Annotated in this window: 24 protein-coding genes; 1 reads left to right on the top strand and 23 read right to left on the bottom strand. The window is 46.3% G+C overall.

Features of this window, described 5'->3' with window-relative positions:
• Positions 1–124: 124 nt before the first annotated feature.
• Positions 125–1,021, top strand: coding sequence for an AraC family transcriptional regulator (locus MHB84_RS26320; RefSeq protein WP_076289327.1), 897 nt, complete (start codon positions 125–127; stop codon positions 1,019–1,021).
• 118 nt (positions 1,022–1,139) lie between these two features.
• Here the strand turns inward: MHB84_RS26320 and MHB84_RS26315 are convergent, their stop codons facing one another.
• From MHB84_RS26315 to MHB84_RS26205, 23 genes are all read right to left on the bottom strand, one after another.
• Complete coding sequence (locus tag MHB84_RS26315; RefSeq protein ID WP_076289326.1) at positions 1,140–2,369, bottom strand: multidrug effflux MFS transporter; 1,230 nt, start codon at positions 2,367–2,369, stop codon at positions 1,140–1,142.
• Between the two features lie 395 nt (positions 2,370–2,764).
• Positions 2,765–5,023 (bottom strand): FAD-dependent oxidoreductase, encoded by a 2,259-nt coding sequence (locus MHB84_RS26310; RefSeq protein WP_076289325.1) that lies wholly within the window; start codon positions 5,021–5,023, stop codon positions 2,765–2,767.
• Between the two features lie 19 nt (positions 5,024–5,042).
• The gene (locus MHB84_RS26305) at positions 5,043–5,870 is read right to left on the bottom strand and encodes a carbohydrate ABC transporter permease (protein ID WP_076289324.1); all 828 of its coding nucleotides are present in this window, start codon (positions 5,868–5,870) and stop codon (positions 5,043–5,045) included.
• Positions 5,871–5,885: 15 nt separating this feature from the next.
• Complete coding sequence (locus tag MHB84_RS26300) at positions 5,886–6,770, bottom strand: carbohydrate ABC transporter permease (protein ID WP_076289323.1); 885 nt, start codon at positions 6,768–6,770, stop codon at positions 5,886–5,888.
• A gap of 113 nt (positions 6,771–6,883) precedes the next feature.
• Complete coding sequence (locus MHB84_RS26295) at positions 6,884–8,191, bottom strand: ABC transporter substrate-binding protein (RefSeq protein ID WP_076289322.1); 1,308 nt, start codon at positions 8,189–8,191, stop codon at positions 6,884–6,886.
• Between the two features lie 93 nt (positions 8,192–8,284).
• Positions 8,285–9,052, bottom strand: coding sequence for a response regulator transcription factor (locus tag MHB84_RS26290; RefSeq protein ID WP_076289321.1), 768 nt, complete (start codon positions 9,050–9,052; stop codon positions 8,285–8,287).
• Positions 9,030–10,853: a cache domain-containing sensor histidine kinase gene (locus MHB84_RS26285; protein ID WP_076289320.1), complete on the bottom strand. Its 1,824-nt coding sequence runs from the start codon at positions 10,851–10,853 to the stop codon at positions 9,030–9,032. Before MHB84_RS26285 ends, MHB84_RS26290 begins: the two co-directional genes overlap by 23 nt.
• Before the next feature lie 165 nt (positions 10,854–11,018).
• Complete coding sequence (locus MHB84_RS26280; protein WP_076289319.1) at positions 11,019–11,849, bottom strand: phosphoenolpyruvate hydrolase family protein; 831 nt, start codon at positions 11,847–11,849, stop codon at positions 11,019–11,021.
• Positions 11,850–11,875: 26 nt separating this feature from the next.
• Positions 11,876–13,090, bottom strand: a complete 1,215-nt coding sequence (locus tag MHB84_RS26275; RefSeq protein WP_076289318.1) for a Tm-1-like ATP-binding domain-containing protein — start codon at positions 13,088–13,090, stop codon at positions 11,876–11,878.
• A gap of 121 nt (positions 13,091–13,211) precedes the next feature.
• Positions 13,212–14,438, bottom strand: coding sequence for a phosphoenolpyruvate hydrolase family protein (locus tag MHB84_RS26270; protein ID WP_076289372.1), 1,227 nt, complete (start codon positions 14,436–14,438; stop codon positions 13,212–13,214).
• A 167-nt stretch (positions 14,439–14,605) separates the two neighbouring features.
• Positions 14,606–15,346 carry a type I methionyl aminopeptidase gene (gene map / locus MHB84_RS26265; protein ID WP_076289317.1) on the bottom strand — a complete coding sequence of 247 codons (741 nt, stop codon included), beginning with the start codon at positions 15,344–15,346 and terminating at the stop codon, positions 14,606–14,608.
• A gap of 179 nt (positions 15,347–15,525) precedes the next feature.
• Positions 15,526–16,044: a hypothetical protein gene (locus tag MHB84_RS26260; RefSeq protein ID WP_076289316.1), complete on the bottom strand. Its 519-nt coding sequence runs from the start codon at positions 16,042–16,044 to the stop codon at positions 15,526–15,528.
• Positions 16,045–16,270: 226 nt separating this feature from the next.
• Complete coding sequence (locus MHB84_RS26255; protein ID WP_076289315.1) at positions 16,271–17,581, bottom strand: ABC transporter substrate-binding protein; 1,311 nt, start codon at positions 17,579–17,581, stop codon at positions 16,271–16,273.
• A gap of 24 nt (positions 17,582–17,605) precedes the next feature.
• Positions 17,606–18,430, bottom strand: a complete 825-nt coding sequence (locus tag MHB84_RS26250) for a carbohydrate ABC transporter permease (RefSeq protein ID WP_076289314.1) — start codon at positions 18,428–18,430, stop codon at positions 17,606–17,608.
• A gap of 19 nt (positions 18,431–18,449) precedes the next feature.
• Positions 18,450–19,322: a carbohydrate ABC transporter permease gene (locus MHB84_RS26245; RefSeq protein ID WP_076289313.1), complete on the bottom strand. Its 873-nt coding sequence runs from the start codon at positions 19,320–19,322 to the stop codon at positions 18,450–18,452.
• Positions 19,319–20,407, bottom strand: a complete 1,089-nt coding sequence (locus MHB84_RS26240; RefSeq protein WP_076289312.1) for an ABC transporter ATP-binding protein — start codon at positions 20,405–20,407, stop codon at positions 19,319–19,321. Before MHB84_RS26240 ends, MHB84_RS26245 begins: the two co-directional genes overlap by 4 nt.
• A 24-nt stretch (positions 20,408–20,431) precedes the next feature.
• The gene (locus MHB84_RS26235; protein WP_076289311.1) at positions 20,432–21,268 is read right to left on the bottom strand and encodes a metallophosphoesterase family protein; all 837 of its coding nucleotides are present in this window, start codon (positions 21,266–21,268) and stop codon (positions 20,432–20,434) included.
• Positions 21,269–21,306: 38 nt separating this feature from the next.
• Complete coding sequence (locus MHB84_RS26230) at positions 21,307–22,140, bottom strand: HAD-IIA family hydrolase (protein WP_076289310.1); 834 nt, start codon at positions 22,138–22,140, stop codon at positions 21,307–21,309.
• Between the two features lie 18 nt (positions 22,141–22,158).
• Positions 22,159–22,872 (bottom strand): glycerophosphodiester phosphodiesterase, encoded by a 714-nt coding sequence (locus tag MHB84_RS26225; RefSeq protein ID WP_076289309.1) that lies wholly within the window; start codon positions 22,870–22,872, stop codon positions 22,159–22,161.
• Positions 22,873–23,016: 144 nt separating this feature from the next.
• Positions 23,017–23,556, bottom strand: a complete 540-nt coding sequence (locus MHB84_RS26220) for a glycerol-3-phosphate responsive antiterminator (protein ID WP_076289308.1) — start codon at positions 23,554–23,556, stop codon at positions 23,017–23,019.
• A 189-nt stretch (positions 23,557–23,745) separates the two neighbouring features.
• Positions 23,746–24,585 (bottom strand): ABC transporter permease, encoded by an 840-nt coding sequence (locus MHB84_RS26215; RefSeq protein ID WP_076289307.1) that lies wholly within the window; start codon positions 24,583–24,585, stop codon positions 23,746–23,748.
• Positions 24,582–25,748, bottom strand: coding sequence for an extracellular solute-binding protein (locus MHB84_RS26210; protein WP_076289306.1), 1,167 nt, complete (start codon positions 25,746–25,748; stop codon positions 24,582–24,584). The genes MHB84_RS26215 and MHB84_RS26210 overlap by 4 nt, the downstream gene beginning before the upstream one ends.
• 14 nt (positions 25,749–25,762) lie before the next feature.
• Positions 25,763–26,803 carry an ABC transporter ATP-binding protein gene (locus MHB84_RS26205; RefSeq protein WP_076289305.1) on the bottom strand — a complete coding sequence of 347 codons (1,041 nt, stop codon included), beginning with the start codon at positions 26,801–26,803 and terminating at the stop codon, positions 25,763–25,765.
• Positions 26,804–26,808 lie beyond the last annotated feature (5 nt).

Raw genomic sequence — 26,808 nt, 5'->3', positions numbered from 1 at the left:
AGAACTGCCTCCCTTGTCTTGATAGTTATACTGTATATTCTGTCAAGGAAGGTTCCAATTGACGAAATGCGGGAAGTGATGGATTATATTCTTATTCGGATTATGAATTATGGGGGTAACTGGAATGAGTCCTGACCACATACGCAAGCGTGAAGGATTTCTAGAGGAGAAGCTATATGTACTTCCAGAATACTGGATGAAAGAATTGGAACAAGAGGAACTAACCTCTACCTTATTTATTACGGACATCGGCTATTTCTCTAACGCTCAATATCATTTCAGGGAGCGCCTGGAAGGTAGCCCCTCGCATATTTTCATCTTTTGCGAAGCGGGAGAAGGATGGGTTGAGTTGAATCATGGAGAACGAATACTCATGCAGCAAGGAGATATGATAATAATTCCACCCGAAACTGCACATCGTTACGGGGCAATGCAGGAAAATCCATGGAGTATCTTCTGGTTTCATTTCAAAGGCAGCCATGCGAATAAATTGGTGAAGATGTTTGGTTTGTCTAACGCATCACTCGCTTTATCCCCAAGCGGCAAAGCCCGTTTAATGGAATGGTTCGCACCCACCTATGAAATGCTGGCCGAGCGGACATATGCCCTGACTACCCATGTACATGTGGCCCAAACTACAAGACAGTTGCTCTCCGGAATTGGTTTAAATGCCGTCAAATCGGCACAAGAGAAGAAACGTGAAACTTATCTGGAACAGGCGATTCAATACATGAATGCTCATATGAGTGGCTCTATTTCTCTTACGGAGTTGGCTAATCATGTCGGGGTGTCGAAACAGCATCTGATCTTTCTGTTTAATTCTGAAACGGGAGTCGCTCCAATTGAATATTTCCTACGGCTCAAAATTCAGCGGGCAGGTCATCTTCTGGATCTTACCGAAATGAGCATCAAGGAAGTCAGCTCTACAGTGGGCATCAGCGATCCCTATTATTTCTCCCGACTCTTTAAGAAGATTTCGGGATTCTCCCCTTCCAGCTACCGGAAGATCCCGAAAGGCTAGACTTTCAAAAGTTTCTTTGCCGTCTTTCCATTACCACAATATAAAAAACCGTTGATTCTTTAAATTTAAAGTTCAACGGTTTTTTATATCTAATAGAATCAATCCCTCATATTCTCAATTAAAAGTTAGAATCAGACTGAGCATGTTGAGGTGTGTGATGCGATATTTTTTTAACGAGTAGGAAGTACGTAAGAATCGCAACGAGACTGGTCATTAATAAAGTGAGTCCAAGTGGGACGGCAGTGTCTTCACCTGCGATACCAACCAGAGGAGCAACCAGGGCGCCCAAAAGAAAAGGAACCACGCCGAGCAGTGCTGCTGCACTTCCAGCCATCTTGGCTTGGCTCTCCATCGCAAGTGGAAATGCCGCAGTAGACGTAATACCGATGGAGCAAACAAAGAAGAACAATGGAATGACCAATGCGAACAGCGGGCCATGAACTAAGGTTACCACCAAGGCTGCAACACTTGCCGCTAAAGCAAGCCACAGTCCAGATAATAAAAGAGTCTGCTCAGGTATACGTTGTGCTAACCGACCCACAATTTGGGAACCAATGATCAGGCTGATCCCGTTCGAAGCAAACAATATAGCAAATACAGTTGGTGTGACTCCATAAATATTTTGGTATATAAATGGTGTTCCTGCTACATATGCAAATACCCCAGCCGTCATGATTCCCTGTGCAAGCATATAGCCAACAAACTTGCGGTCACGTAGTAGCGTTCTGTAATTGCCCAACTGTTGTTTGAAGTTGGGAGCCATGCGCCGTTCAGGCGGGTTGGACTCCTTCAAACCCCATTTGGTCATTATTAATAAGAAAATGCCCAAAAATGAGAGTGAAATAAACACACCAATCCATGTCGTGAATGAAAGAATGCCACTTCCAGCAATCGGTGCTGCCAAAGGCCCCAAATTCCCTACAAGCAACAGCAAAGAGAAAAATTTAGTGAGTTCATGTCCACTATAAAGGTCCCTAGCTATCGCACGAGAAATGACAATTCCTGCTGAAGCCGCAAATCCTTGAGTGAAACGAAACAAAATTAATAGTCCGATATTAGGAGCAAAAGCGCACGCCAAGGAACAAATAATATAGGCTGCCATGGAGATTAACAACGGTTTACGTCTACCGTGAGCATCACTCAAAGGACCCATAACGAGCTGCCCCACACCTAGACCTAATAAACAAGCAGTAAGACTAAACTGAACAAGTGATGCACTTGTATTGAAATTCTTTGCAATCTCAGGAAAAGCCGGTAAGTACATATCAATCGTAAATGGACCTAACGTTGAAAATAAACCCAGCAACAATGCCAGGCCAAATACATTCCAATTTTTATTCTTTATCATTGTTGATTAAATCTCCAATTCATTACGTAATTTAGTTTATTTGAATCGTCATTACAACCCATCATGCATTACCTATCCCCCGTCCACACCCCACATCTATTGATCCTAACAAATTGTAACTGCCCTACTCCAGAAAAGCCACTTATTTTTCTTTCCTATTCGGAGTATAAGACATAGAGTTAACTGTAAGTCAAATCATTTATCTTAAAAAAGAGTTTGGCTTAACCACTAGATTCTCTTATTCGCTTCATGTTGGAAACCAAAGTTCGCTTAAAAACAATAATAAGACCCCCTACTAGAGCAAATTACAGTTTTGCTTTAGGTAGGAGGTTATTATTTTATGTGCAGGATATCCCTTAAGATGAGCTAACTCTTAGTAGATCCCCGCAGGGCCGTCATCTATAAGATTCATATAGTCGAATTTCGTACACTTCTGCCCGATCACCGCCGTGCGTTTCCTTGATGATGACCCTAATCCGTTTTGATTGTATCGGATTCTCAAGACGATGAATCTTTTTGCGAGTAAGGTTATGGCTATCACCAGCAAAACGTTCCCATTCCCCATTAATATATGCCTGCAACTCATAGCTCTTAACCAACTCCGGAATGATCAGAAACGGTGTCTCGTGATGATGCAAATTGATCAAATCCTCATTAACATCGTCATTAAAGGTAAGGTGTATTTCCCGAATATCCACTGGCTCTGGAAGGTTGACTTCAACCCATTCTTCACGGCCATTAGCGATGGGTTCTGATACCCACAGCTGTGGACCGCCAAACGGACGGACATAGCCGTTGATGACTTTATCAGGTGAATACGCGCCAGTCTCAACTGCAAAACAGAATGGCTTTCGGACAAGGCGCTTCATCGACCATTCGATAACGGGCTGATTCGGCTGATGATCCTCCAGATCAGAGCTGACTATTGGCTTGACTCCCCGCTCAAACGCAAGGACACCGCTGATCGGGACAACTGATGTGTAGAGACTGACTGCTTCATTCGCACGAACAATGACAAATACATTACAAGGATCGCCTCCAAACATTGCACTGTCTGCAGGCACATCCAACCATTGTTTTTCACCTACATCGACTTGGATGTCCACAGCTTGCTTGAAGTTTGCCGGTACATAATTCTCATGGCGACCTGTATCCCATAGTTCTATAGTCAGACTTGTCGCTTCCCGGGCAGAGACCAACAGAGTAAATCCTTCAATTCCACTCTCGGTCGGGAAAAGCCATCCAACGTCAGCGACCAACCGGTACTCCTCGGAAGGTTCGTTGATCAAAATTCGACTCATCGTGCTTGAAGCCGTGATGGTTCCCCTTCTCGCAAGATCAGCAGAATCCATATTTCTCAGTCCTATAATTGAGGCATCGGTCCGCAACATCGTTTGTTGCAATTCGGTCAAATGCTGCTCTCGCAGTTCACGAGGCGTGATGCCTTTGATTACCGACAAGGCAGCGCCTGCACCTGCTGCTTCTCCCATTACCGCACAAGTTGCCATGACGCGGGTTGTTCCGAATGCAACATGCGATGCACTGATATTACGTCCCGCAAACAGAAGATTGCTGACATTTCGGGAGTACAGGCACCCAAACGGAATATGATAAATGCCATCTGCATGCAGATGCTTGGAGCCGCTCTCGCTTGCATACATCCCTTGTGGGGGATGCAGGTCGATGGACCAACCGCCAAAGGCGACGCGGTCTTCAAATGGACACTGAGAGATAACATCATTTTGCGTCAGGATCGTATCACCAAGGAAGCGGCGGTATTCGCGTTTGCCTGGAATCGAGCCTACCCATTCCAGCGTCATCTCCTCGGCCTGAAACTTGCCGGAGTTCTTAATATAATCCCAGACGCCATAAATAACTGACCATAACTCATCCCGAATCTGCTCATTCTCATGTACCGTATCCAGCTCTCCGCCCCATTCAATCCACCAGTAGTGACAGCCGGAATCTCCACTGCGTATCACACGCTTTAGCGGAATTGGGGTTGTCGTAATGTCTTTAGCAAACGATGGGGCTACAAACCGTACCGGTTTCCCGGTATCTTTCGTATAGAACAGCAGTGTGCTGCCAAGCGTAATATCATCAGCAACTTCCGGTGCCCATTCTTCCCCGAACTCATGACGGGCTTCACGGCCAATCCGGTATGCTGCTCCAGCGAGAAATCCGATGAGTCCGTCACCAGTACAGTCAAGGAACATCTCACTTTCAAACGTAATCTCACGCTCGGAGCCCATCATCCAGCCTTTCACGCTACGAATTATCCTTGCATCCTTCTCACCGTCTGCTTCTACTTCTCTAACATCTGTATTCATAAACAAAGTGAGATTAGGCTCGGCTCTTACTGCCTCCAGCAAAGTAACGTCCCACAAATAGGGGTTACCTTCCGGATTCCGTTGTTGATTCTGAATGAACAATTCCCCCATAATGCCGGTCTCCCGTGCATAACGATTCACGCCATGCCCCGTTGCACCGCATACCCATACACGTACCTCGGAGCTGGAATTGCCGCCAAGTACAGGACGATTATGCACGAGTGCAACCTTTTGACCTAATCTTGCCGCTGCAATAGCGGCACAAATCCCGGAAAGTCCTCCGCCAATGACCGTAACATCGAATAATAGTTTTTCGCGTCTCATGATATAAACCTCCTTTGAATTAGCCTTTTACAGCTGAACTGGATACACCTTGAATAATATATTTCTGACCAAGCAGAAAGATTAAAATCATAGGGATAATCGCTGCCGAAGAAGCTGCCATCATTCCGTTATAATCAACGTTGTTTTCCAAAACGAAATTTTGTAGACCAAGCGGAATCGTATAAAGCTTTGGACTCTGCAGGAAAACCAGAGCATTCTCATAATCATTCCACTGCCAGGAAAAATCGATAATCGCAAACGTTGCAAGCGCTGGTTTCGCTAACGGTAACACCAGCTTGAAGAAAATTCGAAAATGACCCGCACCATCGAGTAATGCAGATTCTGTAATCTCGTTCGGTATACTGAGAAAGAATTGACGGAGCATAAATACACCAAATATCGAGAACATGGCTGGCAGAATTAATGCCCAATGTGTGTTATAAATATGAAGCCAGTTAAACAGGATAAACTTCGGAACAAAAACGACTTGTGGAGGTATCATCATCATAGATAGATACACGATGAAGAGGGTATTACGTCCTTTAAATTTCGTACGGGCGAAGCCATAAGCAGCAAAGGCCGACAAAAAAACGGCACCAGCTGTACCAATCACGGCAATCTTAATTGAGTTCAAATAATAAGGAAGAAAATTATAGTTTCCCGTCCAGATTCGCTTATGGCTGGTCCAGTCCAGCTTCGAAGGAAGCCATTGGCGGAATACTTCACTCGGGGTCTGGAAGGAAGTACTGAGCATCCATAAAAAAGGAACAATCATAAACAACCCTGCAATTAACATAAGGATCGTTACAGAAAGCTTAACCGAGCGTGTCTTCGTTGTTCTAAACATTGGGTCAGCTCCTCTCTAGTAATGGACCCAGCGTTTTTGGCCGACCCATTGGATGATGGTAATGACAAGAATAACCGCAAACAGGAACCAGGAAATGGTTGATGCATAGCCCATCTCATAATAGCTAAATGCCGTTTTGTAGACGAACAACGACAGAATCGTGGTGCTTCCGCTCGGGCCGCCGCCCGTAATCGCTTGGATGAGAGAGAAGGATTTGACCGTCATAATCAGCCCCGTAATCAATAGCATAAATGTCGTTGGACTAACAAGCGGCCATACAATCCTCCATGTAATAGTTGCTTTCCCTGCACCGTCAATACGTGCCGCTTCAAGTTGCTCAGTCGAAATCTCCTGCAGGGCTGCCAGATAGATAATCATGTTGTAGCCTAACATAAACCATATTTGCACGACGTCAATGGCATACATCGCCGAACTCGAATCAGCGAACCAGCCCGGAGGCGATACAATGCCGATAAAGCGAAGCACTTCATTAATCGGTCCCTGGGACGGCTGGAACAGCAGCATCCATACAAAAGCAACAGCAACACCGCTAGAGATATATGGCAGGAAGAACATACCTCTAAGCAATCCTTTCAAATACACGCTCCGGTTAAGCACAAGAGCAACGAGAAATGCAATTGCCAATGAGACCGGAACGGACATCAGGAATATGATCGTGTATTTGATTGAAGCATAGAACTGATCATCACCAAAAAGGCGTTTGATATTATCTAATCCGGTGAACGTCCAATTCGGATTGGCGAATTGATAGTCCGTGAACATCATAAAGAAGGAGTACAAGGCTGGCAGAATAAAAAATGCGAGGATACCGAGCATATTAGGCAAAATAAATACGTAGCCAACCCAGCCTTGTTTCCGAATCCAGCTGTTCCTTTTCACAGAAAACGCCGCCTTTCTTCTCGTATGGAACTTTTAAATACAGCAAAGAGAGAAGACGGAAGCGAAGAATCCTTCTTCTCTCTTAGGGATATTGTCAATATTCGATTATTTGATTATTTGATATATTCCTGATGGCGTTTGGCCATATTCTTAAGCGTTGTATCGATATCCTGCTCATTCAGGAAGTATTTCTCGTATTCTTCCTTGCGGGCATCCAGCGCTTGCTGCGGTACATTTAGCTGGAATGATGGGAACTCTCCGAACACAACGCTATTCATCGACTCTGTATCGTATTTGTCTTCAACACCCTTGAGCAGCAGGTCCATTGCCTGCTTGTTATCAACGCTCTTCGAGGATGGAAGGCGTCCTCCACTTGCCATTGGCAACATTCCGCCGTCCGCATACCACTTTGCGAATTTCCATGCCGCATCCTGATGCTTGGATTTTGCATTAACCGAGAGCATATCACCTAAACCGCCAGCATATTTATAATCCTTTTGATCGGCAGATACTTTCGGAATTGTAGCGAATGCGATTTTGAAGTCATGAGGAAATTCCTTCAGGTTATTGGCGTTGCGGAAAATAAATTCTCCTGCCGCTAACATAGCTGCCTCCCCTTTGAGGAACATTGTGTCTACTGGCATCTTGCTTGTTACTTGTTCTCCATATTCGGGTGTCGATTTGTCCACAAACATCATGTCATGCACGATTTGAAGCTGTTTTTTCCAAAGATCATTATTGAAGTTAGATGTGCCTTCCGGCGTGGATACGCCAAGGCCCGCAATGGTACCGTCAATTGCAGCGGTAAAGGCAGCATCATGCTGCATAAGACCGTACACATTCGATTTTGTTAGCGCTTTCGAATATTCTCTCAAGTCATCCCACGTCCAATCAACGGGAGGAATCGGAAGACCGGCTTCATCCAGCATGCTTTTGTTAAGCCAGATGAATAACATGTTTTTCTTTGTCGGAATACCATAATACTTATCCCCGATTTTCCATTGAGCGGCGTCTACCCCCATTTGCTCGTCGATGTTGTAATCTGTTCTGCTGCTCAGATCCAAAGCAACTCCTGCATCAACACGTTTCTGTAAACGGTTAATCGTGTAGTTGACGAACAAGTCTGCGTCCTGACCCGTCATGAGCGCCGTATCCAGCTTCAGGTTGCCGGGGTCATCATTTACATAACGGAAGTACTCGACCTGAATGTCAGGATTTTCTTTGTTCCAGCTGTCAATCACTTCTTGAGGTCCAGCCTCAGCAGGAACAGCTCCCCAAAGCGTGAGGTTAATGGTCTCACCAGCATTTTGATTCGCCGATCCTGCACTCGCTCCCTCGTTGTTAGCCCCTCCGCATGCGCTGAGCATCGAAGCTGTCAAAGTCGTAATCAAAGCAACCTTTAACCAATTTCTATATTTCATTTACAGTCCCCCTTATCAAGTTGATAAGCTGCTTACTACGTCTTTAACTTTATCACCAGCCTGACATTGGGGGTATGAACGGTGTTTGGATATTCATAGAACGATTTTTTGTTCTTTTCGGTATTCGTTCGGGGTCAACCCGCACCACCGCTTGAATATTTTAATGAAATAATTGTCGTTCTCAAAGCCTACCAACCTGCCTATTTCACTCACCGTTTTCTCCGTCTCTGTCAGCAGCATTTTCGCTGCTTGAACGCGGCGGTTCTGAATAAAATGCGTCATCGTGATCCCCATCTTTTTCTTAAATAAGTCACTGACATAACTGGCATCCATGCGAACATATTCAGCCAATCTCTTTAATGTCACATCCTCGGCGAAATGCTCCTCAATGTAGGTAATCATTCGGTTCAGCTCTGGATGATCTGTTGGTTCTAGGGCAGTCTTGTCTGGGAACCATTTATCTGCCAGGCGAAGCTTATCCATTCTCGTCAGCTCTCCGGCTACTTTGTCCATGGTTTGCTTCAGTTCCTTCAAATCCAGAGAAAGTTTCATCAAATAACCTGAAGCCCCGTATTCCAATGCTTGTCTGGCATACTCGAATTCACTTACTGCCGTCAACATAACGAATCGGCATTCATGTCCTTCCTTTCTCGTGAGCTGGAGTAAACGGATGCCATCCATTAACGGCATGAAAATGTCGGAAATGACAACATCGGGCTGCAGTTCCCGAATCAACTGCAAACCTTCCTCGCCATTTACCGCCTCACCGATAATTTCAAACGGGATATTCGCCTTTGTAAACAATTTGCGCAAGCTTGCTCTTGCGTACTGTTCATCTTCAACGATCAATGTGCGCCACAATGGTGCTCCCCTCCTTCAAATATGGTTTGGATAACAATAATGGGAAATGCATGATGACCTGCGTTCCTTCCTCCGTCGACTCTATCCGAAGTCCTGTTGGCTGGTTCTTAAACATAAGCTCCAAGCTCTCGCGAAGGTTCTGTACGCCAATGCTTTTTCTTTTCCGGTAGGACTGATTCGCCTGGGATTTTTTGATTCCTATACCATTGTCCGCAACCTCCAAAATAAGCAGCGAATGGTGGATTGATGCACGAATGTCGATCCGCCCCTCAAGCTGTGATTGTCCAAACCCGTGAATCAACGAATTTTCTACCAGCGGCTGCAGACAAAATTTCGGAATCAGTGCATACTCCAGATCCCTGGAAACTTCATAGTGGAGCTCGATGCCATGTCCAAATCGTTTCCGTTGGATATCCATGTAGGATTCGATTAGCACAATCTCCTCCTTCAGAAGAATAAGATCAACCTCCAAATTCAGCGTAGTTTCTAATATTTTTCCTAGCGATACACAAATCTCATAAATCTCATCATCATCCTTATCCAGTGCAATGCTCTTGATTGTATTCAGCGTATTCAGCAAAAAATGAGGATTCATCTGACCAAGTAACACCTGAAATCGGACAAACTGCTTTTGCCGCTCCTCAAGCTTTAACTGTTCCAACAGATTATTGATGTCTGCGATCATGAAATTGAAGCTTCGGGTTAGCGCCAGCAATTCACCTCTTCCTTGTTCCGGCAGCTTTGTCTTCAAATTCAATTTTACGGTTGTCTCCATCTTTCGTTGAAGATGCTTTAAAGGACCGGTAACGGTTGAAGAAATGAAGTAAGTCAGCAGCACAAACAGCAGCAGGATTGCCCCATATACGGTATAGAACCTCAGCTTCTGTTTGTTCACTTCTTCAAATAACAAGGACAGGGGTATCTTTTTCACAAGATAACCGTCAAGCTCTTGAATTTTGCTATAGGTATACATCATATAATTGTTCACAATGGATTGGGAGGAGGTATCCTGTCCCTGACTCTGACTTGCTGCTGTAATGGCAGATGACACGGTAGAGGGTACGTTGTCTCCCGACTTGGATTGAAGCATAATATTCCCATATCCATCCATTAGAAAATAGGCTCCTTCCCTATCGCTGCCGAATGTATTTTCCTCTGTTTTTTCCTGAAACCAAGCTTCATAATCGATACTAAAACGTCCATAAGCAAATGGTTTTAGTCCGTCGTCACGCAGCACTTCGTAAAGGCTCAGCATCCGATTTCCTTTTCTCTCACGAACGCCGGTCGTCAAATCATTGGATTTCCATACGTACCGTTGTCCCTCAGTCCTCTTCAGTTCCTGTACCCAGGGCTCGGAACTGATGTGGGCATAATTCAGAGAATTCTCTGGCGTATAGGAAGTGTAAGCGTTTCCTTTTAAATCGATCAATGTGTAGAATACGGTAGCTCCCGTAAGGAAAAAGCTGTTTTCAATACTAGCGAATTTATTTTCCACAATTCGCTTTCGATGGATGGCATCATATAATTCCGGCTTCTGCATCACTTCGCGGAGGACAGAATCCTGATCCAGCAGCATCCCAGTCTTCATCACAAGACTCATCAAATCAATAAGATCGGCTTTGATGCCTTCGAGTTGCTTGACGTTAATGTCCGAAGCATCCCGCTGGAGCATAACTTCCGTTTCTCGGAAGTTGTAGAGAACTAATATGGCTATAGGCGTCAGGAGGAATAACAGAAACGAAAATAGTATTCGGTGTTTAAACGTGCCTGGCGTTATTCGTCGCAGCCATCTGGTCAACATGATTATTGCTCAGCCCTCCCATCGGTGTATACCTCCCAATTTACTGAACATTAGGGCTGATCGCAACAGTAAATTGTAAGCGCTCATATGAGGAGTTGAGAGTCTCCTCTTCCCCTATGGATAAAAAAACGACAGCCAAATAATTGACTGTCGTTAGGTTGAATACTATGTCCGAATCGACTTGAAGGACTCCGTCTGCTGTGTAATGCCTTTCTCTGCCGCAAAGCGCTCGATGCTGGATGCGCCGAAGAATCCATCGATGCCCTTCGTTCTCTCCATGACATAGGCCGCATCCTCCGGCTCTGCAATGGGTCCACCGTGGCAAATAATCATGATCTCCGGGTTCACAGCCCGCCCTGCTTCAATAATAGCCTCAATTCGTTGTACACAGTCGTCCAGGGTCAGTGCTGTTTTTGCACCAATGGAGCCCTTGGTCGTCAACCCCATGTGCGCAACCAAAATGTCAGCCCCCGCCTCCGCCATAGCTTTTGCCTGAGCAGGATCAAAAACATACGGCGTAGTCAGCAAATCCAATTCATGGGCGATACGGATCATTTCAACCTCCAGGTCGTACCCCATACCGGTTTCCTCCAGGTTTTGTCTGAACACCCCATCAATCAAACCAACGGTTGGGAAGTTTTGAACTCCGCTGAAGCCCTGCTCCTTCAACTGCTTCAGGTAAACCTCCATTATTCGGAAAGGATCGGTGCCGCACACCCCTGCCAGAACAGGCGTATGTTTGACGACGGGCAGCACCTCGGCTCCCATCTCAACGACGATTTGATTGGCATCTCCATAGGAGAGCAAGCCCGCCAGCGAGCCGCGGCCCGCCATTCTGTACCGACCGGAATTGTATACGATTAACATATCTGCTCCGCCCGCTTCACTGCTCTTGGCCGTAATCCCTGTGCCTGCCCCGACACCTAGTAGAATTTTACCCTGCTTTACCTCTCCCCTAAATTTGTCCATAATTTCTGATCTGTTCAGCTTATTCATTTCGTATATCCTCCTTATTGGATTGGTTAGGAATTTGATGTCATGAGAGCGATCAGCTTTTGTGATGCGGCCTCTGCAAAGGCTGGATCGTTGATGGCACAATCCATTTCAATCACTTCAACAATTGTGCGATCGATATGCTGGCGCAGGGTATTAAACAACATCCGGTCCTCCTCCGGTCCGTAGAAAGGCTCCCCCTCCACATCAATTGCGGATACGCCTCTAAGCGGTAGCATTAGCACGGTGCGTTCCTTTGCCATGTTCAGCTTCTCCGCAAGCTTCCTGCCGATCTGCTCATTCTCTTCCACTGTGGTTCTCATCAGGGTTACCGTCGGATTATGCTGATAAAACTTATGATCCTTGAATTTCTCCGGCACAGTATCGCTCGGCCCAAAATTGCACATATCTAAAGCGCCCACTGAGACTACCTGCGGAATGCGATTTTGGCCTGCAGCCTCTAAGCGATTCGGCCCCGCATTTAAGACACCGCCGATGATTTCATCCGCCCACTCCGTCGTCGTCAAGTCCAATACCCCTTCAATAAAGCCTGCTTCAATCAACGCCTCCATCGACTGCCCTCCGATGCCCGTGGCGTGGAACACAAGCACCTCGTAGCCCCGCTCCTCCAAATATTTTCTTGCCGCTGTCACACATGGTGTTGTCACTCCAAACATCGTAGCTGCAACCAGCGGCTTCTTATCCGGTTTGTGCTTATGCTCAAACTTGAGCATGCCCGCAATCGCAAATAATGCATTTGTAAATATTTTCGTAGAAATGGAGTTCAATCCGGCTACATCCACCACCGACGGAATCATGACAATATCACTCGTGCCTACGTATGGAGCTGTGTTTCCAGAAGCAACGGTTGATACCATCACCTTAGGGACTCCAATCGGCAGAGCTCTCATGGCAGGTGTGACCAGTGAGGTCCCACCAGTGCCACCAAAGGAAATGATTCCGTCAAATTTACCTTGTTTGTACAACTGTGGCACCAGCTTCTTCAATCCTATGGACAAAACCTCTGTAGCCAAAGCCCGATCCTTCTTTGCCGCAAGTTCTTCTATGGCCATGCCTGCGGCGTGGGCAACTTCCTGATTGGACACATCCGGAACAAAGGAAGATTCGAATACACCTGTATGAATCATCAATGTCCCCAACCCAAGCTCCTCTGCAATGCTTTTAATGTAAAGGTATTCATCGCCCTTCGTATCAAACGTTCCAATGATTGCGACGGTCTTCATTCCAAGGCCTCCTCGTATGACTCTTTAGAAACCAAGCTCGATCGCAGGTAGCATGCTGATTTTTTCGCTAACAGAAAAACCAGTACGATCGCTATAACTTCATCATACTGGTCCTGTTTATTTATGAAAACGCTTTTATGTTCTGTGTTTTTGTGTTTAGGTTAGATCTGTACTTTTTGGGAGAGCAGCCCTTGAGCTTTTTAAACATTTTGCTAAATTGTGCGTAATTGGGATACCCAACCATCCCAGCCACTTCGGATAATTGAAGCTGCGGCGCATGAAGAAGCGTGACGGCTTTATTGATGCGGAAGCTCACCAGATAGGTCTGAAAGCTGCAGCCAACCTCCTTTTTAAACAAACTGCTCAAATAGCTGCGGGAAACATGAGCAACTTTGGCCAGATCCGAAAAAACAATTTCACTACTATAGTTTTGCGCCACATACTCTTTGACAAACTCAACGTAATCATAATGCTGGGTTATGCCTTTCAGCATTTTGACCATAAAATCGTCCTCATCCAGTTTACCCAGGCGTTTAAAATCGCGAGTAATTGCCGTAATCGACTTCTCGGAAGGAATTCGTTCAAAAGCAGACCCGCCAATATACCCCATAATGTCTGTGTTGTCGCTATACATGTACTGGACATCGACCGGCGTCTTTACCGGACCGCCATAAATCATCTTGATCAAATCCGGCTTAAGCTGATTGCAGGTATCAAAAATACGAAGTGCCTTTGATTTGGCGGCCTCCAAGGATACAACCTTCCGTGCACCCAATAACCCGCCTTCGGTCAGACCGAGATGAGCACAGATTACATCTGCTCCCGCTTCAATCATCTGGGCCGCCTGAAGCTCATCAAATACGAACGCCACCGTAAACAAATCCTGTCGATGGGCCAAGCGTATGGCCTCAACCTCGATGTCATAACTAATACCGTCTTCCTCCAGAGCCTCTCTGAACAATCCGTCGATCAGGCCAACTGTAGGATAGTTGTTGACTCCCGAAAAACCTCTCCTCTTGATTACCTCTATATAATCAGCCATTTCTATGGTTGGATCATTCGCATTCAGTCCAAAGAGTACGGGAGAATGCCTCACCAGCGGCACTATTTCTCTTGATGCAAAATCCATCACCATATCATTACTGTTGCAAAACGGCAAAAAGCCGGCTAGAGAGCTCCTCCCCATCTGGCGAAACTTGCCGGAGTTCAGCATTAATATAAAATCCGCTCCACTCTGAGCTGCATACTTCGCTGTAATCCCCGTGCCTGTCGAGACACCGATGATGTGATTTCCCTCGCACAGCTGTGATTGAAGACGCTCCAGTATGACTGTTCTGTTCAAACTCATCCGCTCCTCAACACAATTTAACAATTGTAGTTTTTGTTCCTCAATATTATTATTGTACATCATTCCATATAGCTCATTCCCTCCTTCCTCGAACCTTTTTGTTAAGGGGCATCAAAAAAAAGCCGATTTCCCACTTGGGAAATCGACCTTAGACAATGGTCTTGATATTATTGTGTGACAATGATCGGACCATTTTTAGTAAGGATGATCGTATGTTCGATTTGAGCCACATAGCTTTTTTCTGTAGCAAAGGTCCATTCGTCTTCTTTTTGATACACCTGTTCTTCTAAAGTTGAGATAAATGGTTCGAATGCAATAACCATGCCTTCTTTTAATAACTCATCATCCGATGTATCGTTATAATTATAAATATGATCTGGTGCTTCGTGGATGTTACGTCCAACACCATGTCCTGTAAGGTTTTTAATAACGGTTAATCCATGCTGTTTTGCAGTTAAGAATACCGCTTTTCCGATGCCGCTTTTTTTGGAACCAGGTTTTGCTTTCTTAAGACCTGCTTCAAATGCTAGTTTAGCAACGTCGCATATTTTCGTTAACACTTCTTCTCCTTCGCCTACTACAAACGAGATTCCTGTATCAGCGAAATAGCCGTTCTTCGAGCCAGAAACATCTATATTGACTAGATCTCCTTCTTGAATAACCCGTTGCCCCGGAATACCATGTGCCACTTCTTCATTAACACTAATGCAAGTATAGCCAGGGAAATTATATGCACTTTTTGGAGCTGAGACTGCGCCTTCTTTCTCAAAAAGCTCTCCAGCTATATCATCAAGTTCCTTCGTCGTTATGCCAGGAACTGTTCTTTGTACCAATTCATCTCTAATAAAGGCAACAATTCTGCCAATTTCCTTCAAACCATTAAAGTCTTCTTCTGTTTTTGCAATCATTGTTTTCTGACCTCACTATCTTTTATCATCAATTAAATGTATAAGCTGAAACAACCAATTAGATAATCATATCCAAATGGTCAAAGCTTCGCAACTTTTTTTATAACTCAATTTATCAATAACACCTTGACACTAAAAAAGAAAAGCCCCTTCCGTCTTCAAAGGGGCTGAATATCGCATTATACCTCTTCTTCTTCGGCCTGACTAGGCGGAGCCATCAGACCTTTGACGGCACCCATAAATGGATGGATGGATTTGATCATGCCGTAGCCCATTTTCATGACAGGCATGAATTGCTGGATCATGCCAAACAGCCGCATGCCGCCGCCAAGTATACCTCCAGCCGAAGCCGCACCACCAAGCCCACCAAACAGCGAGCCCATCATGGGAAGAAAGGACGAAACCTGCGCACGTGACACTGCGCGCGAGCGGGTAGACGGCTTGCGTGTACCATTTACCCGTTTCCGATTCGGAGAACGACCATTTTTGCTGCGTGAAGCGACCTTTCTATTGGAACGCTGGGAACTGTCCCCTGTAGTCGCCGTGCGCGATATTTTTCCTCCCCCGGTAAGCACCACGCCTCCGTTATTCACGTCAGAAATGTAACCGATGTACGTTTCACCATTATGAAGAGTCACGCAGACGGGCCGGGCCTTATACCGCTTTGCCTTTAGGCGTATTTCGTTGGTTTTAGCCATGGATTTTCACCTCGCTCTACTGAATCTACTTCAGTTTACGCGAGAAGTGGACTACTTGCCTGTGCGAATGAGACATACGTGCGGTATTCGCTATAGGTCAATTCATCAATTTAAATGATCCTAATGGAAATATAACTACATATCTCACGGAGCCTACCACCAACAAAAGCAAAGAGCTAAGCAGGACATATGCCGCTTAGCTCCTTGGTCTCTTTAAATTATAACTCTACTTATTCAGCAAGGCATTGGCCTTCTTCGCCGCTTCAGCTACAGCGTCCTCTGCTGAAACGGAAGAATCCACAACCGCACGCAGAATCTCATTCTTGATCATCTCACCAATTTCTGGATAAACCTTCTGCATTGGACGTGGACCCGCATATTCCAGTTGGTCTACCGCCACCTTGAACAGCGGCTTTTCCTCATAAAGCTTCTTCATTTCATCGCTCTCCACTGCACTGATTCGGCTAGGCAAATAGCCCGTGAAGGAGCTTGCATAAATCGTTTGTTCTTTGGAGGTCATCCACTTGATAAACTTCCACGCCGCTTCCTGTTTTTCGGGCGACAGGCCAGAAGTCATAACCAAATTGGCACCGCCTGTCGGCACTCCATACGTATCATTTGCAGGCATAAATGTCGTTCCGAGTTCAAAGCCTTGCTCTTCTGCAACCTTCATATTATTGGTCAGATCCGCAGTTGAGGAGAACAGCATCGCTGAACGCTGATTGTGGAAATCCGTTTTGGCTTGCGTACCTGCATCATCGGTCGTACCGATGCTCATAATGCCTTCATCCTTCATCTTAAGCCACAGCTTCACAGGTTCAATGCCGGTTTCATTATCGAATGCCGCACTTTTTCCGTCCTCGCTGATCATCGTGCCTCCACTCTGTCTCACAAAAGCTTCATAAAGCCAAATATCAACAGGCATCGAGATGCCGTAGCGCTGATCCTTAATCGTTAGCTTGCGTGCATAATCTTCAAACTCTGTCCAATTTTTAGGTCCAGCAGGATCAAGACCCGCCTCCTTCAGCATCGTACGATTAAAGTACAGGATCGGGGTACTGCGTAAATAAGGAAGAGCATACAGTTTATCATTCACATAGGAATTCCCCATGAGCCCTTGAATAAAATCTTCCATATCCAGCTGATCCTTCTCCACAAAAGAAGTCAACTCCTGCGTCATGCCTGATTCCGCAAACACACCCACTGAAGCAATTTCATTTTGCCATACTTCGGGGGCATTGCCCGCTGCAAAAGCAGCTTGTGCCTTAGAATGCTGATCTGCATACGTCCCTTGATATTCCGCCTTCACGATCACTTCATCTTGGGAATCATTAAACATCTTTACCAAGTTCTCATTGTTCTCAGCGATCTTGTCTCCCCAAGAGTACCAATATGTAATCTCTATTGGTTTGTTGGCCGTATCATTGGAATTGCTCCCGGAAGCAGCTCCGGTTGAACCATCAGAATTAGAAGCACCACAAGCAGTCATCGTAAGAGCAAGCGTTGCCGCTAACAAAACAGATCCAAATTTTTTCATGAATAAACCCTCCTGTTAATCTGATTATTTAACACCCGAATAGACAAATGCTTTAATAATTTGACGTTGTCCAAATAAGAAAACAATAAGAATCGGAACGACCAAAATCATGTTTCCAGCCATCAAAATATGCCAGGCAGCTCCTCCGTCAACCTCGCGCAGCTTAGAAATCCCGATCGGAAGCGTTCTTGCTGCATCGGAGGTTGTCATCACGAGCGGCCAGAAATAATCATTCCAGTGTGCAATGAAGCTGAACAATGCAAATGTTACTAACGTAGGACGCGCCATTGGTACCATAATCTTAAGAATGATCTTCCATTCCGGCGCCTGGTCAAGTCGCGCCGCTTCAATAAGCTCTTCCTGTACTTGCTTGAAGGACTGCCTGAGCATGAATATGCCAAAGGCGCTGGAAGAGAAGGGCAAAATGAGTGCCAGCAAATTGTTAATGAGTCCCCACTTGCTCATTAACAAATACACAGGTAGGAAAATGAGCTGACCAGGAATCATCAAGGTCACCATCGTTATCCCGAATAATAGCTTGTCTCCTTTGAAGGAGTATCTTGCAAAAGCATAGGCTGCCAATATTATTGTCGTGAATTGAAGAACGAGTACGCTGACCGATACAACAACGCTGTTCATTAGATATTTCAAAAAAGGCCCCGATTCCCACGCCGCTTGAAAATTGCTCCACATCACCTTGGAGGGAATCCACTTGGGTGGAAAAATCACCGTCTCCGGGTAAGACTTCAAAGATGTTGAAATCATCCATAGAAAAGGGATAGCAAAAATCGCAACCAATGCTATTGTGGCAGTAATATTGAACGTACGCAGCAATGACTTCCTTGCCATAAAATTCCCCTTCTCCTCTCTATTGGTAGTGAACCTTGCGGCTCAGCAATTTGAAGTAGACTAGCGTAAGCAGACCAACGACAACGAGCAGTATAACTCCTGCTGCCGATGCATAACCGATCTTGAAGTAGCGGAATCCATACTCGTAGATGTAAAAGACGAGCGTATTGGTTGAATTGATCGGACCCCCGTTGGTCATAATGGCAATAGTCTCAAACACCTGGAATGAACTGATCAGATTGATGATTATTAAGAAAAATAGTGTCGGCGAAAGCATGGGAAGCGTAATTTTGTAGAATTTGCGCCACCAATTGGCCTCGTCCAGAGCTGAAGCTTCATACACATCCCTGGGAATGCTTTGGAGGCCTGCGATGAAGATGAGGGCGTTATAGCCTACGCCTTTCCAGACCGATACAAGCACAAGCGACAGCAATGAACTGTCTGGACTACTCAGCCATGCCAGCTTAGGCAAGCCAACCATATCAAGCAAACCGTTAAGCAAACCGAATTTGGGATCCATCAGCCACATCCACACCAGGGATACCGATACAAGTGAAACAATATGCGGACTGAAAAGTGCCCCCTGAACAAACCCGTACCATGCCCCTTCCCGATTCAGCCAGATCGCAAGCAAAAGCGAGATCACAATGGATAAGGATACGGAAAGAAGCGTATAGTTCAAGGAATTGCTTAACACCTGAAGAAATGCACTATCCTTAAATAGTTCAACAAAGTTGTTGAAGCCCACGAACTCCTTGACTGGATTAATAAAATCCCAGTTGTAAAAGCTTAAGAAGATCATATAGAAGATCGGATAAAGGAAAAAAATAGAGAATATTGTGATGGAGGGGGCCACCAACACATAGGGACGGAGCTTGGACCAGACGGTCATGAATATCCTCCTCCCAGGACAATCAGCTCTCCCGCTTCGGCCAGCTCATGCTGACGAGCACGTTCACCCTTCCGATCAAAATAGTACAGGTCCTGCATAGACACGTTGATGTTTACCTCAAAGGCTGACTCCAACGGTTTCAAGAAGCTCTTCACGGCGATAAGTCCAAGCGCGGAATCCAGTTGATAGATGATCTCTGCTCCCAGTGTCTCGCGTGTCATGATATGAGCCGAGAACTGAATATGCCCGGTCTGCGGTCTGTTCTCAAGCGTCATCGTTGCTTTCTCTGGTCGAAAGCCAATATGGCCAATATCATCATGAAGCTGTCCATTCAACAAAGGCAGGATACGTTCACGATCTATCACATTCATCGGCGGTGTACCGATAAACTGCGCTGTGAAAACATTATCCGGATCATTGTAGATTTTCATTGGACTGTCTGCTTGTTGAATACGCCCTTTATTCATGATGACGATGCGATCTCCCATCGACATGGCCTCAACCTGATCATGAGTTACAAAAACAAAGGTTGCGCCCAGCCGTTTGTGAAGCTGAATCAGTTCCGTGCGCATCTGATGGCGTAGCTTGGCATCCAGATTCGACAATGGCTCGTCCATCAGGAAGACTGCGGGACTTTTAACCATGGCCCGAGCCAAGGCAACCCGCTGACGTTGACCTCCGGACAGAGCCTGCGGCTTCTTATGCAAATACTCTGCCAGGCCGACGACCTCAGTGATCTCCTTTATAAGACGCTCACGTTCGGGCCGAGGCACCTTGCGATTTACTAATCCGAATTCAATATTCTCCTTGACTGTCATCATTGGATACAATGCATAGTTTTGAAATACCATCGCCACATTACGCTTGCCTGGCTCTACTCCATTGACACGATGGTCCCCAATCCAAATTTCACCACCTGTTTCTTTCTCAAGTCCTGCGATCATCCGGAGTGTCGTCGATTTTCCACAGCCAGACGGACCGACCAATACCGTAAAGGAACCATCCTCAATGGTCAGATCGAGACCTTCGATAACTTTATCCTGCTTGAAGCTTTTTTCGATCTGCTTTAACACAATTTGAGCCACGACATTCCCTCCTTTTTCTTCACATTATTGTGCGGCCGATGTTATTCGAACGGATAAGATAAGGTCGCTTTCTTCACCCACTGCATTAGCGACAGGTCCAAAGCCCGGCGTATCATGACAAAAGCTCTGAATATCATTCATGAGATCAGCATCCAGCATTCGTTGGTGAGCAACGACTACTTCGCCCTCATGAACTTCAATAACGCGGTATGCTGGTACATCGAGACAAGCTGCAGTTTGTACATAATGCCATTCTTCTTGCTTAACGATGGAGTTCATGTGGTTATGCCCGCAAAAATAGATGCCTCCACCTGACCGACTATTGAATATACCCCTCAGTTCATTCTGCGGACGGATGTAAAGCTTATCTAGTGTTGAGCGCGCAGTTGTATCGAATACCGGATGATGCCCGAAGACGAGCACTTGCTTTTCATGTGAATTGGCAAGTTGGCCTTTAATCCATGTCAGCTGCTCTTCGTCCAGCTCTCCTCCCCAATCCTCTCGATTCATTTCCTGGGTAGTATCCAGAAAAATCAGCCTGACGTGAGGTGTATCAATAGCCCGGTAGCGCTCCTGTCCTGATAGCGTGTAAATTTCATGCTTTGGCAGTGAATACGTATCATGATTACCCAGCACATGAATGAATTTCCGTTCACTTTTTGTAAGCATGGAGAAAATGGATCGAAGTTCCTCAGCTGTCCCTTCATGCGTTAAATCACCAATTGAGATATGATAGTCCGCATCCTCCTTCAGAAAAGCCTTGAGCATATGCTCGTATGCCCGGAATCTTGCAGCCCTCATTTCTTCCGTCCCGTGACTCATGCATGAATAGTGAAGATCACCAAGTAATGCCAGACGCATAAACGCCACCTCCATCTTTATTTTGGATACCTAGCGGTTCAAGCCTTCTCCACCTGCAACACATTTGAAGGCTTTGGATGGGCCTGCTGCTCCATGATGAATTCGCTGAATGAAGGCCATATATAATCCGGAACGATATCTGTCTTTCCGATATCCTCTCTTGAAGAGATCCCCGTAAGCACGAGCGCAGTCTTCATTCCATTTTGCTGTCCAAATAAAATATCTGTTTCGAGCCTGTCACCTATCATGAGGCATCTGCTGCGATCCACGTCCAATAGCTGAAGCGCCTTCTCTGCATAATAGCGGGAAGGCTTGCCAATCACGATCGATGCTTTCTGCTGGCTGGCCGCCTCAATCGAACTTAGAATGGCTCCGGTATCCGGAATGATATCCCCTTGAACGGGACAACAGCTGTCCGGATTAGTTGCAAGCAGAGCCGCTCCGTGGCGCACTGCTTTTGCCGCCAGATGGAGCTTATCATAGTTAAATTTCCGATCCATTCCGACTAATACATGTGTTGATTGATATGGATCCTCGGTAATGGCTATCCCAAGTGCCCGAAGTTCCCTCCGTAAAGCCACCTCACCTACAACCAGCACCTTGGCGTCCGGCGCATGCTCTGCAAAATACATTCCCGAAAGGTAACCTGCAGTCAGAATTTCATCAGGCTGGCACGAAATGCCCAAACTCAACAGCCGTTGGTAGCAATCTTCCTTGGTATGAACGGGAGTATTGGTAAGGAACAACAGGCGCTTGCCTCGTGAACGCAAGTTGTTTATAAAGCTATTCACGCCAGGGAGTCTCATCTGGCCAATATAGATGGTCCCGTCTAGATCAAAGCAATAAGCATCGTAAGCATATACATCTTCCATGACATTACTCCTGCCCGCTCACAGTGAGCTGGACAACTCCAATACATCTATGAAGCTTTCCAGTTCGTCAGTGCAGACCCATACGGAAGGATACTCCTGAAATTTTTTCATGATGGAAGTCTCGTTGACTGTCCACGCCATCAATTGGATTCCTAATTCTTTGCATTGATGAATGTAATGCTCGGTCACAAAAGCATGATGTATGGACAAGAACGTCGCACCCATTTCTAATGACCAGTCCAGAATAGCTTTCGAACAGCCGAAAGTAATGAGGCCAATGCGTACATCGCCAGATCGTTCCCTGATCATCTCCAGGGCATCGAAATCAAAAGACGTAATTACCACCTGATCCAGCATGCTCAATTCCTCGATAACTTCAAGTACCCTTTCCTCCAGATGAGGGTAATAGTTTCCCATCTGCTTGAGCTCAATGTTAAGTTGAATCTTACCCTTCAAAGCACGCAGTACTTCTTCAAGGGTTGGAATATGTTCATCTTGCCTGATTTCTAAAGATTGCAGCTCCGAAGCAGTATAATCAGCCACTCTGCCTGTTCCATTTGTCATGCGGTCAAGCGTATGGTCATGAATCACCACTGGAATTCCATCCTTGCTGAGATGAACATCTATTTCGAGATGTGTGAACCCAAGCTCTACCGCCTTTAAAAAGGAAGACATCGTATTTTCAGGATACTTACTTGGATAGCCGCGATGCGCAACTGCTTGAATGATCATGTTCTGTTACCTCCTGTTATATATTTTTGGACAACACAAAAAACCCAGCAGCAAATCACCCTCCTTCAACATCAAGGTTGTATTGATTTACTTACCACCGGGTTTTCTCGTCGTCTCCACCCAAGGATAAATGTATGAAATTAATTAATTCCAGAACTTCTCATGGCCTACTGAAACAAAATCTGCCCCGCTCTTTAATGCTTGTTGTATTTCTTCCTCATACCGGATAAGGCCACCCACAATCAAAGGCTGCGAGATGCGTTCTTTCAGTTCTTGAATGACTCGAGGCATTAACCCCGGCATCAGTTCAACCTCATCAGGCTTATAGCTCATAATCATACGAACCGCAGTCGTAATTGCTGCTGTATCAATGGCGAATATGCGCTGAATGCTTAATATGCCCGCTTGCTTGGCCGCAGAAACTGCGTTGCTCTTTGTCGTCACGATCCCGTCGATGTTGAACACATCTGCAAGATATTGAATTGCTGAGGCATCTCGTCCAATCCCGGATACCATCTCGGTATGCACATAAGCTTTTTTGCCACTTTGATGCAAACTCTCTATGATTGAACCCAGATTGGTAATGTTGCCTGTCATCAGAATAACTCGCTGCACTTCGCTTGTTATCGCTTGTGAAATTTGTTCATCTGTCGTGATGGAGGCTATGATCGGATAATTCTTCATGTGTGAGTCCTCGTTCCTTTGTTTGTCATCTTAAATGTTAAAGCTAAAGTATTCGTTATGTATCATTGTGATGTAAACGGGTTGTTAATTTTCAACTTTGCCAAATAGAGAAAGTACTGATCCTGTTTTCCATCAAAAAAAAAGAAAAGCGCTCCCTATAAAGGAGCACTTCAGCTTTTTGGAACTCGTCTAAATCTTCGCCTTTTCCTCTTCCGCCATCGACCGGATGTAGAAAGCACCCAGCACCGAGCAGAGCAGGAATGAGAAGAAAGCAATCGCTGCGGCTTGTTCACGCTCCTGAAAAACGCTGAATACCTGCTGCATGGAGACACCAAGCATCTGCGGAGAGTTGGCTCCGATCAGATAGGGCGCAGTGAACGAGCCGATGACCCCCATGAAGACAAAGGTCAGGGCAACAAGAAATGTCTTATACGACAGAGGGAAAATAAACCGAGTAAACAGCGTCAGCCTGCCTACACCCACGTCCTTTGCACTCTCAATGATCGATGAAGGAATACCCGAAAGTGCGGAACTGAGCAGCATCGTCGTAAATGGAATGTTGAACCACAGGTTGGCGATGATGATTCCTTTCTCGTCAAAGATGATGCGTGGCAGCGTAATCCCGACCACCTCAAGCATACGGGCCAGCCAGCCATGGTTGCCAAGCAAGTTGATCAGACCGTATGTTGCAATGACTCCAGGGATGAACAGTGGGATCATGTATGTTTTACGAATCAGATTGACGATCGGCCCCTGGTTGAAGCGCATATAGATCGCCAGGGTGTAGCTGACCAAGATCACGGCAACGCACGTAATGGCAGTCACCCGAAGCGTAAATACGATATTGCTGCGCATCCCCTTATCAGTGAACAGATACGTATAGCGGCTCAGATCATATCCGCCCGAGCCGTTGCTCAGGCTCATGATGAAGGATTGAACAATCGGGATAATGACAACGATCAACAGGATGGCGAAGGAGGGGAGCACCATCGCCAGGCCTGTGATCGACTGTCTGGCTTCCTTACTCATTTCGCAGCAACGTCGCTCTGCCAGCGTTTGTTAATCTCCGTGCCCAGATCCCCGATGTTGAACGTGCGGAAGCCTTCGGCCACACCGTCGAACTTATTCTGCATTTCCTGTGACATATTGGAGAGCTCAATGCCCGGGAAACCATTCATTTTGTCAACGATCACTTCCTGCGCTTCAGGGGACAGGACAAAGTTCAGGAATTCATTGATCGCATCCTTCTTGTCCGACTCCTGGTTGACCATCAGGTACGTTGGTCCGCCGTTGAAACCCGGCGTGATCTGCTGCATCTTAATGGTATCCGGCAACAAACCTTCGTTCAGCTGCTGCAACACCATGTCGGACCAGGCCGGAATTAAAGACACTTCCCCATTCATCAACAGATCCAGCGTGCCCTGGTTTTTCTTCGGATAGATGCCCTGCCCGTAGACATAAGGTCCGATTTCTTTGAGCGTGTCGAAACCACCGTCCCACTTCTCCATGATCGCCGGATCAGAGTTGTGGATGTCTTCTTCCGGCAGGTCCTTGTAGACAATCGTCTGCACGAACGAGCTGCCGGAACCACCCGTTGACGGATCATTGTAGGCGAACTGCTCAGGATTGGCTTTAATCCACTGCAACAGCTCGTCCAGCGTAGTTGGCGGATTGGAGATTTTGCTGCTGTCATAGGCCAGAACGACGGCGGACGAACGATACGGAACTGCGAAATTGTCCACATCCTTCATCGTGTCCGTGTTAACTTTGCTCAGGTTAGGAATGTCCTTCTCGTTCAGCTGCTCCCAAACACCATCCTTGATGCCCTGCGCGACGGAAGTGATTCCGTCCTCGTACAGGTCAATGTCTCCTGAGCCCTTACCCGCTTTCTTGGCAGCCACGATCCGGTCGTAGGTCGGCTCAGCGCCAGTACCGGACGGGATATAAACCAGGTTCACGTCGATATCCGGATGCTGTTTCTCAAACATTGGCTCCAGCGAATCCCACAGATCCTTGACGTTCTGAGAGCCCGTAAAGTAGAAGTTAAATTTCACCTGGTCGCTCGATGCAGCAGCGCTTCCACCGGTGGTAGTTGTACTTTTTATCTCGCTTCCGTTTCCACACCCGGCCAGCAATGACACTGATAATCCCACAACAGTCAACAATGATAAAAATGGCCTTTTCATACGCATATCATTCATCCTCCTCAGTTCGATTCATCGACCGGGAATCCGGTCATTTTCGAGATCGAGACGCCGACGTCTTTTCCTACCTGCAGTTGTTCAACGAATTCCTTGTTCAGAAAAGCACGTATAATGCCGAATTCCACCAGTTCCACGGTAACTTCGGCGTAATGTCCAAGAATCATGACCTGCTTGACCTTGCCCGACAAAGTACCTTCACCCATCGTAGTACTGCTCACCTGTACGTCTTCTGGTCGGACCGCAGCCGTCACCTGTCCGCTTAACCCCTTCTCGTTCGGCAGGCGAAGATGTCCAATCCGGATGCTCTCCCCTTCCGCCACCCCCTTAAGGAAATTCATTTTGCCTATAAAACCGGCAACATATAATGAAGCTGGCTCATCGTAAATCTGCTGCGGATGAGCAATCTGCTCGATGCGTCCGTGGTTCATGACGATAATGCGGTCGGACAACGACAGTGCTTCTTCCTGATCATGCGTGACAAAGACCATTGTCAGCCCGGTCTTCATTTGGATCTCACGCAGCTCCTCACGCATTTCGTGCCGCAACTTGGCGTCCAGCGCCGAGAAAGGCTCGTCCAATAGCAGTACCGCCGGATTCAGCAGCAGAGATCGAGCCAGCGCAACCCGCTGCTGCTGTCCACCCGAAAGCTCGGCCGGATATTTCTTCTCGAACCCCGACAGACGGACCAGCTTGAGCGCATCCTCGACCGCTGTGCGGATCTCTTCCTTCGGCATTTTGCGGATCTTCAGGCCGAAAGCCAGATTGTCGTATACCGACATATGCGACCACAAGTTATAGCTCTGGAACACCATCGAGGTCGGCCGTTTCTCCGGTGGCAGTTGAATGACACTCTTGCCCTCGATCAGAATGTCACCGGAGTCCGGTGCGAGAAATCCGCCGATGCTCCGTAATACGGTAGTTTTCCCGCACCCGGAGGGACCAAGAAGGGTGACCAGCTCGCCTTTTTCGATATCGATGTTGATGCCGCTGACCCCGTCACCCGTTTTGTAGCGTTTGGCTAACTCTCGTACAGACAACTGCATACTTC

Source organism: Paenibacillus sp. FSL F4-0087 (genome assembly GCF_038020215.1).
Lineage (GTDB): Bacteria > Bacillota > Bacilli > Paenibacillales > Paenibacillaceae > Paenibacillus > Paenibacillus taichungensis.
The sequence above is the reverse complement of the archived record's forward strand: the minus strand, read 5'-3'. Positions and strand labels throughout refer to the sequence as shown.

Bases quoted from the DNA above. Each gene is read 5' to 3' on its own strand.
- MHB84_RS26230 (WP_076289310.1), bottom strand. From the start codon at position 22,140: ATGGAAGATGTATATGCTTACGATGCTTATTGCTTTGATCTAGACGGG.
- MHB84_RS26295 (WP_076289322.1), bottom strand. From the start codon at position 8,191: ATGAAATATAGAAATTGGTTAAAGGTTGCTTTGATTACGACTTTGACA.
- map (WP_076289317.1), bottom strand. From the start codon at position 15,346: ATGATTGCAAAAACAGAAGAAGACTTTAATGGTTTGAAGGAAATTGGC.
- MHB84_RS26280 (WP_076289319.1), bottom strand. From the start codon at position 11,849: ATGAATAAGCTGAACAGATCAGAAATTATGGACAAATTTAGGGGAGAG.
- MHB84_RS26250 (WP_076289314.1), bottom strand. From the start codon at position 18,430: ATGGCAAGGAAGTCATTGCTGCGTACGTTCAATATTACTGCCACAATA.
- MHB84_RS26270 (WP_076289372.1), bottom strand. From the start codon at position 14,438: ATGAGTTTGAACAGAACAGTCATACTGGAGCGTCTTCAATCACAGCTG.
- MHB84_RS26285 (WP_076289320.1), bottom strand. From the start codon at position 10,853: ATGTTGACCAGATGGCTGCGACGAATAACGCCAGGCACGTTTAAACAC.
- MHB84_RS26310 (WP_076289325.1), bottom strand. From the start codon at position 5,023: ATGAGACGCGAAAAACTATTATTCGATGTTACGGTCATTGGCGGAGGA.
- MHB84_RS26305 (WP_076289324.1), bottom strand. From the start codon at position 5,870: ATGTTTAGAACAACGAAGACACGCTCGGTTAAGCTTTCTGTAACGATC.
- MHB84_RS26315 (WP_076289326.1), bottom strand. From the start codon at position 2,369: ATGATAAAGAATAAAAATTGGAATGTATTTGGCCTGGCATTGTTGCTG.
- MHB84_RS26260 (WP_076289316.1), bottom strand. From the start codon at position 16,044: ATGGCTAAAACCAACGAAATACGCCTAAAGGCAAAGCGGTATAAGGCC.
- MHB84_RS26255 (WP_076289315.1), bottom strand. From the start codon at position 17,581: ATGAAAAAATTTGGATCTGTTTTGTTAGCGGCAACGCTTGCTCTTACG.
- MHB84_RS26220 (WP_076289308.1), bottom strand. From the start codon at position 23,556: ATGAAGAATTATCCGATCATAGCCTCCATCACGACAGATGAACAAATT.
- MHB84_RS26275 (WP_076289318.1), bottom strand. From the start codon at position 13,090: ATGAAGACCGTCGCAATCATTGGAACGTTTGATACGAAGGGCGATGAA.
- MHB84_RS26215 (WP_076289307.1), bottom strand. From the start codon at position 24,585: ATGAGTAAGGAAGCCAGACAGTCGATCACAGGCCTGGCGATGGTGCTC.
- MHB84_RS26235 (WP_076289311.1), bottom strand. From the start codon at position 21,268: ATGCGTCTGGCATTACTTGGTGATCTTCACTATTCATGCATGAGTCAC.
- MHB84_RS26225 (WP_076289309.1), bottom strand. From the start codon at position 22,872: ATGATCATTCAAGCAGTTGCGCATCGCGGCTATCCAAGTAAGTATCCT.
- MHB84_RS26320 (WP_076289327.1), top strand. From the start codon at position 125: ATGAGTCCTGACCACATACGCAAGCGTGAAGGATTTCTAGAGGAGAAG.
- MHB84_RS26205 (WP_076289305.1), bottom strand. From the start codon at position 26,803: ATGCAGTTGTCTGTACGAGAGTTAGCCAAACGCTACAAAACGGGTGAC.
- MHB84_RS26245 (WP_076289313.1), bottom strand. From the start codon at position 19,322: ATGACCGTCTGGTCCAAGCTCCGTCCCTATGTGTTGGTGGCCCCCTCC.
- MHB84_RS26210 (WP_076289306.1), bottom strand. From the start codon at position 25,748: ATGCGTATGAAAAGGCCATTTTTATCATTGTTGACTGTTGTGGGATTA.